We start from the raw sequence: 12,500 nt of genomic DNA on the forward strand, positions 1-12,500 counted from the left end.
TGGAGGCCAGCATATCCCCGCCTACTTGCCAAGCGACGTTTGGATGCGACAACCATTATTCCAAATGCGTCAAAGCATGCGAGGGCGCTGGACGGACATGCGCGTTCTGACATAAAAACGCCTGACGAGAGTCAGGCGTCGAAGGTGCCGGGAGCGCAGATCAACGAGGTATTCGGATCGTGGCGTAGGTGGGTTCGCCCTTGGCGTTGGAAAGCGCAAGCTGGGCGCTCGAGAACGTCGCCGTCGCCAGAGTGACTGGCTCCTGATCGGGCAACACCTCGACAGGCTTGTGGTGCGCTCGCGAAAGAAGTTCGATGCGCTCGTCACGCGGCGGGGTACCGTAGTACTCGCGGTAGCATTTCGAAAAGTGCGGCGTCGAGACAAACCCACAGGCCGAGGCGACTTCAATGATTGACAGCGAGGTCTGCTTCAGAAGTTGCCGTGCGCGGGTCAGGCGCAGCTTGAGGTAGTAACGAGACGGCGAGCAATGCAGGTATTTCTGGAACAGACGTTCGAGCTGACGTCTGGACACGTCGACGTAGCGCGCAAGTTCGGCCAGGCTGATTGGTTCTTCGAGGTTCGACTCCATCAGCGCCACGATTTCCAGAAGCTTGGGCTGTGTCGTGCCCAGGATATGTTTGAGCGGTACACGCTGCATGTCCTGTTCACTTCGCATACGCTCGTAGATGAACATCTCCGAGATGCCAACGGACAGTTCGCGACCATGATCGTGGCCGATCATGTTGAGCATCATGTCGAGCGGCGCGGTGCCGCCTGAGGCGGTAAATCGGTCCTGGTCAATGGAAAAGAGTCGCGTGGTCAGTTCTACCTTGGGAAATGCTTCCTGCATCGAGGCCAGACATTCCCAGTGCACGCTTGTTTCCACCCCATCAAGCAGGCCGGCCCGAGCCAGCGCCCAGCTTCCGGTACAAATCGCGCCCATGCGCGCCGAAGCCCGAGCCTGCTTCTGCAGCCACAGTACATGGTCTCGGGTTACGCTGACCTGAGGTGCAACGCCACCACAAACGATGACGCCATCGAGCTCGGGCACCTGCGTCATGGAAACGTCCGGGGTGACCATCAGGCCGTCACTGGCCCGAAGTGGCGCGCCATCAACGCTGATCGTATGCCACCGATAAAGCTCTTCACCCGCCAGCTGGTTGGCCATACGCAGTGGCTCGATCGCGGATGCCAGCGAAATCAGGGTAAAGTTTTCCAACAGTAAAAACCCGATGCACTGCCCTTTTTGAGACGGGCTCTCTCTTGAACGATCATTGATGTTCGTTGCCATAGGTCACTCCTCATTGCTTGTTGTTATGTTTATTGCGCGGCTGATGGTTCACGTCACTGCCCACCCGATGGCGGGACACGTATATTATTAAGAATTGATGACACGCACACTTATACGTTATTAGACCCCAGTCTGCCCGAAGACATTTATGGAATCTGGCAATCCGGTTCTATCATTGAAATAGTTAATATCGATGCCGGTTTATTTTCAACGGCCTGCATCGCATAAATTTGCTTTCTCTTAAGCGACAATTAGTGTTTTAAGACCGACAGGCTCACTGTTTATTCCAAAAGCGACCAAAAAGGCCACGCATGATGGGCAATCTGATCATTCTCGACCGAGATGGCACGATCAATGAGGACTCCGCCAGCTACATCAAATCCAGTGACGAGTGGCAGCCCATTCCCGGTGCGATCGAAGCCATCGCCCGGCTATCTCAGGCAGGCCACACCATTGCCATCGCGACCAATCAATCCGGTCTGGCACGAGGGTTGTTCGATGAAGCGGCGCTCGCAGCCATGCATACCAAGATGACCACTCTGATTGAGGGTGCCGGCGGGCGCATTGCCCATATCGCTTACTGTCCTCACGGCCCGAACGATCAATGCCGGTGCCGAAAGCCCGGTACCGGCCTTCTTGAAAATATCCGTGACCATTTAGGCTACAAGACGCTTGATAACAGCTGGATGGTGGGTGACACCCTGAGAGACCTTCAGGCCGGTGAGGCCATGGGGTGTCGGTTGGCACTGGTCAAGACAGGCAAGGGCAAGGACGCAGAGAAGGAATTAACGGCACTGCGTCACCCCAGCTCGGTTATGGTGTCGCACTGCCTCCAAGAGTTCGCTGACACTTTGATCGCACATACTCATCAAAACACATGAACCAGAATGCATGAATCAGAATACATGAACGCCCTGCGTTGAAGCAGGGCGTTCAATGGCACATCTTCAACCAGTAAAGTGTTTCATGTGAAACACCCTACTCGATTACGCGTCGACCCCTGACGTCAGCCCCATCGACTCCTCAAGCCCCAGTGCGATATTCATGCACTGTACTGCCGCGCCTGCGGCCCCTTTACCCAGGTTGTCCAGGCGAGCCATGAGCGTGAGTCGTTCACCATTACCGAACACGAACAAATCCGCTCGGTTGGTATCGTTACATCCCTGAACGTCGAAAAAGCCCTGATCAAGATTGGTCGCATCGTCGTCGAACGCCATCACTCGAATGAAGGGTTCGTCGCGATAGTGCATTTTGAGGGCCGAAACCACCGATTCCGGTGTTACACCACGCGCCATCTGACCGAGATGAAGCGGTACGGTCACGGTCAGGCCTTTCAAAAAGTTTCCGACCACGGGCGTGAATACGGGCGCGGCCTCAAGATGCCCGTGCTGTGTCATCTCAGGCAAATGCTTGTGCATCGACCCAAGTGCGTACATTCGAGGACTTTGAAGCCTGGGATCACTGCTCGATTCATAGTCGGCAATCATCTGCTTGCCGCCGCCGCTGTAGCCTGTCAGTGAAAAGGCCGAAAGCGGCGTTGAGGCCGGCAAAAGTCCCGCCTCAACTAGCGGCCGCACCAACAGGATGAATGCGCTGGCGTGACATCCCGGGTTTGCAATACGCCGACTGCCTCGAATTGCCTCGCGCTGACCTCGCGTCAATTCCGGCAAACCATAGGCCCAGTCATTGTTTGTTCGAAAGGCCGTACTGGCATCGATGATGGTGGTATTGGGGTTGTCCAGCATGGCCACCGCCTCACGCGACGCATCATCCGGCAAACACAGAAAGGTCACATCGGATGCATTGATCAACCGTGCCCGTTCCCGGGCGTCGCGTCGCTGATCTTCATCGATTCGAAGGATTTCCAGATCATCACGCGCCTTGAGATAATCCATCAATCTGAGCCCTGCGGTACCCGACTGACCATCCACGTACACTTTCGGTGCCATTACCTGACCTCTTTCAACCGGTTCGATTCGTTGTTGCTTATCATAACGCACCTGGCTCCATCACGCCGAGCGGCGTCATCGGCATTCAGCCTCTACTAAAAAAAGCCGGCATAAGCCGGCTTTCGATCGATGTTTCACGTGAAACATCAGTCATCAGATATCGAGGTTCGCCGTTAGGGCATTACTCTGGATAAAGTCTCGACGCGGCTCGACCTCATCGCCCATGAGCGTATTGAACATGAGATCAGCGGCTACCGCATCTTCGATCGACACCCGCAGCATTCGACGTGACTCAGGGTCCATCGTGGTTTCCCACAGCTGATCCGGGTTCATCTCACCCAGCCCTTTATAGCGCTGGACGCTGAAGCCGCGGCCAGCCTCTTTCATGAGCCATTCCAGAACATCGCTGAACGTCTCGACATTGCGAGAGCGTTCGCCGCGGGCAATATACGCGCCCTCTTCCAACAGTCCATCGAGTTCTTCGCCAAGCTTGGCAATAACGTCATAATCGCCTGAATGGAAGAAGCCGACGCCCAGCGGGTAATCGGTTGCCACACCATGAGCGGCCAGCGTCACACTCGGAAGGTACACGGACTGCTCTTCGTTATGGCGAACCTCGAAGGTATAGGTCGGCCCGCCCTCGTAGGCAACAACCGTATCCATTCGGGTTTGAAGCTTCGCGACCCAGGCCGCCATCGCACCCTGGTCGTTCAACGTCTCCGGCGTAATGCGCGGCACTTCGATCAACTTCTTCAAAACTTCGGCCGGATAGACACGGCTCAAGCGATCAATGCGGCGCATCGCATCGCGGTATCGGTTGACCAGCAATTCAAGCTGCGCGCCACCGATGCCGGGGGCGTTCTGATTTATGTGAAGCGTTGCCCCATCAAGCGCGGTGCTGGTCAGATAGTCCTGCAGCGCCTGTTCATCTTTCAGATACATCTCCTGCTTCCCGCGCTTGATCTTGTAAAGCGGCGGCTGAGCGATGAACACGTGCCCCCGCTCGATCAGCTCAGGCATCTGACGGAAGAAGAACGTCAGCAGCAGCGTTCGAATGTGCGAGCCATCGACGTCAGCGTCGGTCATGATGACGATGGAATGATAGCGAAGCTTGTCCGGGTTGAACTCTTCACGGCCGATCCCGCACCCAAGCGCCGTAATCAACGTGCCAACCTCGGCCGAGGACAGCATCTTGTCGAACCGGGCTTTCTCGACATTCAGGATCTTGCCCTTGAGCGGCAGGATCGCCTGCGTACGGCGATCACGGCCCTGCTTGGCACTGCCGCCGGCGCTGTCACCCTCCACCAGATACAGCTCGGAACGGCTCGGGTCCTTCTCCTGGCAATCCGCCAGCTTTCCGGGAAGCCCCGCGATATCGAGCGCGCCCTTGCGCCGCGTCATGTCACGCGCCTTACGGGCCGCTTCACGAGCGCGGGCGGCGTCCAGCATCTTGTTGACGATGGCCTTGGCCTCGTTCGGCCGTTCGACCAGATACTCACCGAAGTTGCGACTCATTTCCTGCTCGACCGCGGTTTTCACCTCGGACGACACCAGCTTGTCCTTGGTCTGGGACGAGAACTTTGGATCCGGCACCTTGACCGAAATGATGGCGGTCAGACCTTCTCGCGCATCATCGCCCGAGGTCGCGACCTTGGACTTCTTCTGAAGCTCTTCGGCCTCGATGTAGCCATTGAGCGAGCGCGTCAGCGCACCACGAAACCCGGCCAAATGGGTGCCGCCATCGCGCTGGGGAATGTTGTTGGTGTAGCAATAGATGTTTTCGGTGAAGCTGTCATTCCACTGCATCGCGACTTCGACCACGATGCCGTCTTCGCGCTCCATCTCGAAATGAAATACAGGGTTGAGCGCGGTTCGGTTCTTGTTCAAGTGCTCAACGAACGCCCTGAGACCGCCCTCATAGTGGAAAAGCTCTTCCCGACCGTCGCGCTCGTCATGTAGACGAATGGCCACACCGGAATTTAGAAACGACAGTTCACGCAGTCGCTTGGCAAGGATGTCGTACTGGAATTCAATGTTGGCGAACGTCTCGGCGGACGGCTTGAAGGTGATCATCGTGCCGCTTTTCTCGGTCTTTCCGACCACGCTCAGCGGCTTCTGGGGCACGCCGTGCGAGTAGATCTGCTCATGCACCTCATTGTTGCGCCAGATGGTGAGCTTGAGCTGCTCGGAGAGCGCATTCACGACCGAGACCCCCACCCCGTGCAGGCCGCCCGAGACCTTGTAGGAGTTATCATCGAACTTGCCGCCGGCATGCAACACCGTCATGATCACCTCGGCCGCCGACACCCCTTCCTCGGAGTGCACGTCGGTCGGAATACCGCGGCCATCGTCGGACACTGACACCGACTCGTCCGGATGGATCGTTACCAGAACTTCGCTGCAATGGCCGGCAAGCGCTTCGTCGATGGAGTTATCGACGATCTCGAAGACCATGTGGTGCAGACCGGTCCCATCGTCGGTATCCCCGATGTACATTCCTGGCCGTTTACGGACAGCATCAAGCCCTTTCAATACCTTGATGCTGGAAGAATCGTAAGCCTGCTCGCTCATTGCCTGCTCCATATGGAATCACGCCGCCGTCAATCGTCCATCGCTGATGTGGAAATGCGCCATGTCCGTAGGCCCACGCCACACATCATCGAGCAAATGCCGATCAATGCCGGTAAGAAAAATCTGACATGTCATCTGTTCAAGAAGTCCGCAGAAGGCCTGCCGATGCGTCTCGTCCAGTTCGGCCGCCAGGTCGTCGATCAGATAAATGCACTGCCGCCCGGTGGCTTCTTCAAGCCAGTGCCCCTGCGCCAATTTCATGGCACTGACCACCAGTTTTTGCTGACCGCGAGACAACACCTGCGCCGCCGGATATTTTCCAACCCGAAGACGAAGATCCGCGCGCTGCGGTCCTTGTTGGGTGAAGCCCATCTGCCGGTCGGTATCGATGCCTTGAGACAGCACGTCGTCCAGCGGTCGAGCCTTGTCCCACCCGCGGTAGTAGCGGAGCTGAAGCCCGGGCAGATCAACCAGTTCGGCCAAAATGCGCTCAAACACCGGCCGAAAGGCCTGGATGTACTCCTGACGCATCTGATCAAGCCTTTGCCCCCAGCGGGCCAGCTCGGCGCTCCACACCGCGATGGCCTGACGGTCCATTCTATCATGTCTTAAAAGCGCGTTCCGATGTTTCAACGCCCGACGCGTTGCTCGCCAGAGATCGAAAAATTCGGAATTGACGTGAAAGACGCCCCAATCGAGAAACTCCCGCCGAGACGCAGGCGCCCCCTCGATCAAGCGAAAGGCATCCGGGTTGATCACCTGCATGGGCAGCTTTTCAGCAAGGGTGGCGATCCGGTCGACGCGCTCGCCGGCGACACGAAGCTCGACCCCATCACCGCTTCGCTGCCGGCGCACACCAAGCGGGACCGGCACTGTGCCGGCCAGCCGGCCGAAGACAGTCAACCCGTCCGCCTCGTGATGGATCGCGTGCTTGAGCTGATGAGTGCGAAACGAGCGCGCCATCCCGAGAATGTGCAGCCCTTCCAACACGCTGGTCTTGCCGCTGCCATTGGCGCCGGTAATCAGGTTGATGTGGTCGCTGGGGGTGATGTCGATCGGCGCCAGATTGCGAAGGCCCGTACACCGAAACTGATCAAGGGGCATAGTGGCTCGAAAGGATAGAATCGCTTGGGATCGATCCGGCGGCGAACGCCGCCGGAGAAACACATCAAAGGCGCATCGGCATGACCACGTACAGCGCGTCGCTGCCGCCGGTGGCCTCCATGAGTGCGCTGGAGTTGGGATCGGACAGCGTCATCTGAACCTGCTCGGTGCCAAGCACACTCAAGACATCGACCAGATACCCGACGTTGAACCCGATTTCAAGAGGCGCCCCGCTGTACTCGACAGAAACGATCTCTTCGGCTTCTTCCTGGTCGGGGTTGTTGGCCGTGACCCGCAGCGTGCCCTCTTCCAGGTTCAATCGAACGCCTCGGTACTTCTCGTTCGAGAGGATCGCAGTACGCGACAGCACCTGGCGCAGCTCGGCCCGGTCGGCCATGAACTGCTTGTCACCGTTTTTCGGCACGACCCGCTCATAATCCGGGAACTTGCCGTCGACCAGTTTCGAGGTGAACGTGTAATTGCCCGTGCGCGCACGCAGATGGTTGTCACCGATGATCAGGGTCAGCGGCTCATCACTGTCGTCGAGCAAACGGGACAGCTCGATGACGCCCTTGCGGGGCAGGATCATCTTGGTTGGCGTCTCGAGTGCAAACTCGGCAGATTTTGCGCACATGGCCAACCGGTGGCCATCGGTTGCAACAGCGCGCACCAGTTGGTCGCTCAGATCGATCAACATGCCATTGAGGTAATAGCGAACGTCCTGCTGCGCCATCGCAAAGGACGTCGCATCGATCAAGTGCTTGACCGTACCGCGAGTCAACGTGATTTCGGCCTTGCTCTGGCCTTCATCGATATTGGGAAACTCGGCAACCGGCAGCGTCGACAGCGTGAACCGGGAGCGCCCGGCCCGCACAATCGCACGGCTATCCTCGACCGTGACCGAGATCACCGAGCCTTCAGGCAGCGACTTGCAGATGTCCATCAGCTTGCGCGCGGGCACCGTGGCGCTGCCCGGCAGCTCCACCGAATCCGGTACGGTGCGCCCGACCAGCTCGACCTCAAGATCGGTGCCGGTCAGAGACAGCTCGTGCTCGTCAACGCTCAAAAGAACGTTCGACAACACCGGCAGCGTCTGACGACGTTCGACCACGCCCGCAACCAGAGTCAGCGGACGCAGCAGGGCTTCACGGGAAATGGAAAATTTCATGAAACGTCACTCTTGTCGTGTGCAACATATAACGCGCGCAATACCTCAGTGCTGCGGCGTTAACTGGTCAGTAGCCGCATGAGGTTCTTGTAATCCTCACGAATGTCGGCGTTTTCGGTTTGAAGCTCGGCCACCTTGCGACACGCGTGCAGTACCGTTGTGTGGTCTCGACCACCGAACGCATCGCCGATTTCCGGCAGGCTATGATTGGTCAGCTCCTTGGCAAGTGCCATCGCAACCTGCCGGGGCCTTGCAATCGAGCGGGTGCGTCGCTTGGAATGCAGATCGGCCACCTTGATCTTGTAGTACTCGGCGACGGTGCGTTGGATATTATCAACGCCGACCTGCTTGTCCTGCAGGGCCAGCAGATCCTTGAGCGACTCACGGATAAATTCCTGATCGATGTGGCGACCGGTAAAGTGCGAGTCTGCGATGACCTTCTTGAGCGCGCCTTCGAGCTCACGCACGTTGGAGCGAATCTTCTGGGCAATGAAAAAGGCCGCATCGTGGGGCAGATCGACCTGAGCCTGGTCGGCCTTTTTCATCAAGATCGCCACCCGAGTCTCGAGCTCCGGCGGCTCGATCGCGACCGTTAGCCCCCACCCGAAACGAGACTTCAATCGCTCCTCCACACCGCTGATCTCCTTTGGATAGCGGTCGGAGGTCAAGATCATCTGCTGTCCGCCTTCAAGCAGCGCATTGAAGGTATAAAAGAACTCTTCCTGCGAGCGTTCCTTGCCGGCAAAGAACTGAATGTCATCGATCAGAAGCGCATCGACGCTTCGATAGAAGCGTTTGAAGTCGTTGATGGCATTGAGCTGAAGCGCCTTGACCATATCCGCCACGAAGCGCTCGGAGTGCAGATACACCACGCGAGCGTTATCACGGAGCCCCGCCAGGTGGTTACCGACCGCATGCATCAAGTGCGTCTTACCCAGGCCAACTCCGCCATACAGAAACAAGGGGTTATAAGCGCCCCCCGGGTTCTCGGCAACCTGGCGTGACGCCGCGCGCGCAAGCTGGTTCGACTTGCCCTCGACAAAGGTTTCAAAGGTGAAATTGGGGTTCAAGCCACTTTGGTGCTTGAGGCTGCCCTCGACCTGAACATGGCGCTCACCGCTCGAGGAGCGCTGGTTCTGACCGCTCACACTCGAGCCTGATGGCATTGCCGGCTCGCTGGCCGGCCGCGGAGCGTCCTGCCGGTTTGACATGTTCATGCGCCCGGCAGACGGCATCTTGGGCGGAACCGGCGCGGCCGGTGCGTCATCGTTTGACGTTCGCGTCGAACCTGTCGCTGCAGATGCCGCCGCAGGATTTGATACACTGCGCCGGCTGCCGATGCCAAGGCTTACCTTGGGCGGCTTGCCCGGCGACAGTTCGCGCATCATTTCATTGATGCGCTTTAGATACTTGTCGTTGACCCAATCGCGCACGAACCGGTTGGGCGCAAGCAGCTCAACCTCGTTCGCATCTTCGACGGCCTCGGCCTGCAAGGGACGAATCCAGGTATTGAACTGCTGTGAGCTCAACTCGTCCTGCAGATAATCAAGGCATTTTTGCCACAAAGCGATAGACACACGACCTCACCAGGGTTTGACCGATGCAAAGCCGGCATTGTAGCGATTCACACCCAGGTTATCCACATCCCGTCATGTGCCGACTCGGGGTGTGGATAATTAATTTGGAAACAACCTTATGATTCTGCTAACAATCCTTGGACTTACAAACGCACCCTTTTAGAGTTTTCCTTTTTTAGTGCACAAAACTGTCCACAGGGGCTGAGCGCCAGAGCGTACTGAATACGCGCCTTTCAGCGGAAAAAATCACGTATCGATCAGTGAATTAACGGTGAATTAAAATTGCACGGCTGCGCCTAATTCACTAGAATCCTCGCCCTTGATCGGAATTTGCAAAAAGCAAGTGCCGCTAATCACCTGTTTTCATACCAACCACTTCCTGGGAATCAGCTATGAAACGTACATTTCAGCCCAGCGTCCTCAAACGCAAGCGCAACCACGGTTTCCGTGCCCGCATGGCAACCAAAAACGGCCGTCAGGTCATCGCTCGTCGTCGTGCGAAAGGTCGCAAGCGCCTCAGCGCTTAATCGGTCCCTGGATGGAGTCGCATGGTTTTGCACGCGCTCTAAGGCTGCTCAGCAGCCGAGAGTATCAGCACGTATTCGATAATGCGTGTTACAAGGTGCATGGCAAAGGCGTTCTCGCCCTCGCCTTCCCCAATGATTTGAACCATGCCCGTGTGGGAATGGTTTTTAGCAAGAAAACCATGCGTCGCGCCGTTGACCGAAACCGATTGAAACGTCTGACACGCGAATCCATTCGCCTTCGTCAGCATTGGCTCCCCGCTGTGGATATCGTAGTTCTTTCCAAGCGTGGTGTTGCAGACCTGGACAACGAGACCCTCAAGCGCCAGTTTCACGGCATGTGGAGGCGACTCGAACAGGACGTCAAACGGAACCGTTCGAAAAAGTCCGCTTGATTATGCGAGTACGAAGGTCATGGCCACAAGACGTCAGAGACTCCGCCCGACCAGCATGTTGCAATGACTGGCTCGGGCGGTTCTTCGTCTGGACCCGACATACACACCCTTACCGGGCAAAACACGCATGGATCTGAAACGACTCCTTTTCGTGATACCTCTCGCCGTGGTGACCTACCTCATGGTCATCCAGTGGAATCAGGACTATCACCAGCCCAAGACACCGCAGCCCGAAACGCCGGCGCTTGCAAGCCAGGGCAGCGACGCCAAGCAGTCCAATAGCCTCGATGCACCGTCAACGACCGATGAACTGAGCGTAGACGCGACCAAGGAGCCTGCCTCCTCCGGCAGCAGCAAGCTGATTTCCGTCGACACCGACGTTTTGAATCTGCGCATCGATCCTCGTGGCGGCGACATCGTCTACGCCTCACTGCCCAGGCACACCCAGCAACTCGGCGGCAATCAGCCCTTTGTGCTGCTCGCCAACGAACAGGCCATGAACTATGTGGCCAAGTCCGGGCTCGAGCTCAGCAATCACAAGGGCCGGATCACCTTCTCGCCCGAGAAGACGGCCTACCGCTTGAGCGATGAAGAGAAGACCCTGACCGTGGACCTGAAGGCCACGCTCAAGGGCCTCGACATCACCAAGCGGTTCACCTTCGAGCGCGACAGCTACGAAGTGAAGGTGGACTACCTGGTCAGAAACGGTGGCACGCAGCCGGTTTCGGCGCGCTTCATCGGTCAGCTCGTTCGTGACAACAGCGACGACCCGACCAGCGGCGCCGGTGTTGGCATGCACTCCTATCTGGGTGCGGCGTTCTCAACGACCGAAGAGCCTTACCAGAAAGTCAGTTTCGAAGACATCAAGGAAGGCAACTTCAAGCGCACCGAGAGCGAGGGTGGCTGGGTCGCGATCATCCAGCACTACTTTGTCGCCGCCTGGGTGCCTGACGCCAAGCAGCAGAACCTGTTCTACGCCACCGAAGACAGCCAGAACCGCAACGTCGCCGCCTTCGCGAGCCCCAATACGCAGATCGGCGCGGGCGAGGAAGCGACGCTTGACGCCTCACTCTACGCCGGGCCGAAGATTCATGAGCGCCTGGAAGCGATCGCACCCAAGCTCGACCGCACCATCGATTTCGGCTGGCTGTGGTTTTTGGCGACCCCGCTGTTTCTGGTCCTGAAGTTCATCCATGGACTCATCGGCAACTGGGGCTGGTCGATCATCCTGTTGACCTGCTTCGTCAAGGCCGTGCTTTTCCCGCTGTCGGCCAAGGCCTACAAGTCGATGGCCAAGATGCGCAAGATGCAGCCCGAGATGCAGCGCATCAAGGAAGCGCATGGCGATGATCGCCAGAAGATGTCGCAGGAAATGATGAAGTTCTACCAGAAGGAGAAGATCAATCCGCTGGGCGGATGTCTCCCGATGGTCATTCAGATGCCGGTCTTCATCGCGCTCTACTGGATGCTGATGGAGTCCATCGAACTGCGTCATGCGCCGTTCATGCTCTGGATTCACGATCTTTCCGCGCAGGATCCCTACTTCATCCTGCCGATTCTGATGGGTCTGTCGATGTTCGTGCAGCAGCAGCTGAACCCGACGCCCCCCGACCCCACTCAGGCCAAGATCATGAAGATGCTGCCGATCATCTTCACGTTCTTCTTCCTGTGGTTCCCGGCGGGTCTGGTCCTTTACTGGATCACCAACAACTGCCTGTCGATCGCGCAGCAGTACTACGTGACGCGCCAGATCGAAAAGCAGGATCAGAAGAAGCAGGAAATCAGCAAGTAAGTGCACTTGCCCGCATGAAACGCCCTCGCTTGCGAGGGCGTTTTTGTATGTAGCAGAAGGCCCGTGGATCAACCGGGCCTATACTGCGAGCACGCAGTCGCGGCAAGAAGGCTTGAACGCCGTTATCGG

At 57.5% G+C, this 12,500-nt stretch carries 10 protein-coding genes; 4 read left to right on the forward strand and 6 right to left on the reverse strand.

Annotation, left to right across the window (positions count from 1 at the left end; genetic code table 11):
* Positions 1–160: 160 nt before the first annotated feature.
* On the reverse strand, positions 161–1,291 hold the full coding sequence (gbdR, locus tag NAT49_RS09195) for a choline metabolism transcriptional regulator GbdR (protein WP_251593418.1): 1,131 nt from the start codon (positions 1,289–1,291) through the stop codon (positions 161–163).
* 311 nt (positions 1,292–1,602) lie between these two features.
* Between gbdR and gmhB the strand changes: the two genes are divergently transcribed.
* The gene (gene gmhB, locus NAT49_RS09200; RefSeq protein WP_251593419.1) at positions 1,603–2,172 is read left to right on the forward strand and encodes a D-glycero-beta-D-manno-heptose 1,7-bisphosphate 7-phosphatase; all 570 of its coding nucleotides are present in this window, start codon (positions 1,603–1,605) and stop codon (positions 2,170–2,172) included.
* 105 nt (positions 2,173–2,277) lie between these two features.
* Here the strand turns inward: gmhB and argC are convergent, their stop codons facing one another.
* From argC to dnaA, 5 genes are all read right to left on the reverse strand, one after another.
* Positions 2,278–3,240 (reverse strand): N-acetyl-gamma-glutamyl-phosphate reductase, encoded by a 963-nt coding sequence (argC, locus tag NAT49_RS09205; RefSeq protein ID WP_251593420.1) that lies wholly within the window; start codon positions 3,238–3,240, stop codon positions 2,278–2,280.
* A gap of 153 nt (positions 3,241–3,393) precedes the next feature.
* A complete protein-coding gene (gene gyrB / locus NAT49_RS09210) occupies positions 3,394–5,811 on the reverse strand; it encodes a DNA topoisomerase (ATP-hydrolyzing) subunit B (protein ID WP_251593422.1) in 2,418 nt (805 codons plus the stop codon).
* An 18-nt stretch (positions 5,812–5,829) separates the two neighbouring features.
* The gene (recF, locus tag NAT49_RS09215) at positions 5,830–6,915 is read right to left on the reverse strand and encodes a DNA replication/repair protein RecF (protein WP_251593423.1); all 1,086 of its coding nucleotides are present in this window, start codon (positions 6,913–6,915) and stop codon (positions 5,830–5,832) included.
* 64 nt (positions 6,916–6,979) lie between these two features.
* Positions 6,980–8,083: a DNA polymerase III subunit beta gene (dnaN, locus tag NAT49_RS09220; RefSeq protein ID WP_251593427.1), complete on the reverse strand. Its 1,104-nt coding sequence runs from the start codon at positions 8,081–8,083 to the stop codon at positions 6,980–6,982.
* A gap of 59 nt (positions 8,084–8,142) precedes the next feature.
* Positions 8,143–9,660, reverse strand: coding sequence for a chromosomal replication initiator protein DnaA (gene dnaA, locus NAT49_RS09225; protein ID WP_251593434.1), 1,518 nt, complete (start codon positions 9,658–9,660; stop codon positions 8,143–8,145).
* A gap of 392 nt (positions 9,661–10,052) precedes the next feature.
* Between dnaA and rpmH the strand changes: the two genes are divergently transcribed.
* The 3 genes from rpmH (at position 10,053) to yidC (ending at position 12,371) form a co-directional block, all read left to right on the forward strand.
* Entirely contained in the window at positions 10,053–10,187 is a 135-nt protein-coding gene (gene rpmH / locus NAT49_RS09230; RefSeq protein ID WP_251593437.1) for a 50S ribosomal protein L34, read from the forward strand.
* Positions 10,188–10,198: 11 nt separating this feature from the next.
* Positions 10,199–10,579 carry a ribonuclease P protein component gene (gene rnpA / locus NAT49_RS09235; protein ID WP_251593439.1) on the forward strand — a complete coding sequence of 127 codons (381 nt, stop codon included), beginning with the start codon at positions 10,199–10,201 and terminating at the stop codon, positions 10,577–10,579.
* Positions 10,580–10,706: 127 nt separating this feature from the next.
* The gene (gene yidC, locus NAT49_RS09240) at positions 10,707–12,371 is read left to right on the forward strand and encodes a membrane protein insertase YidC (RefSeq protein WP_251593440.1); all 1,665 of its coding nucleotides are present in this window, start codon (positions 10,707–10,709) and stop codon (positions 12,369–12,371) included.
* The last annotated feature ends 129 nt before the right edge of the window (positions 12,372–12,500 follow it).

The sequence above is a fragment of the Larsenimonas suaedae genome (assembly GCF_023712105.1).
GTDB lineage: Bacteria > Pseudomonadota > Gammaproteobacteria > Pseudomonadales > Halomonadaceae > Larsenimonas > Larsenimonas suaedae.